The sequence below is a fragment of the Stenotrophomonas sp. 3diitr2024 genome, from assembly GCF_042136455.1.
GTDB classification, from domain to species: Bacteria; Pseudomonadota; Gammaproteobacteria; order Xanthomonadales; family Xanthomonadaceae; genus Stenotrophomonas; species Stenotrophomonas sepilia.
Map to the genome: position 1 here is coordinate 1 of NZ_JBHHMJ010000624.1, position 319 is coordinate 319.

The window sequence follows — 319 nt, forward strand, 5'->3', positions numbered from 1 at the left end:
CGACGTCGAGCCGAAGACACGGCAGGACCCCGAGCTGCGCAATGCGGTGGCCATCGCCTACGACAGCCTGGGGCAACCGGCTGCGGCCGAGCGCGTACTGGCATTCGGCCCGCAGGATTACTGCGCACGGTCTTTACGAGAGTGCGCCAGAACCGTACGGCATGCAGCGGCCTCCTCATCCGTGTGACGGTCCGGCCCCATCAACGGTGGGGCAGGGCAGCTCGGCCAGCTTCTGATAGGTGGCCTGGCCACGACGGATCGCGTCATTGACGGTGCCGCGACGGTCGAATTCCTGGAACTCCTTCAGGTCGGCACCGGC

The 319-nt window shown here is 67.1% G+C and carries 1 protein-coding gene; it reads left to right on the forward strand.

Annotated features, from left to right (window positions below; translation table 11 throughout):
• The coding region (locus tag ABGA94_RS16230; protein WP_375367801.1) for a hypothetical protein at positions 1 to 187 on the forward strand (187 nt) is incomplete at its 5' end.
• Positions 188 to 319 lie beyond the last annotated feature (132 nt).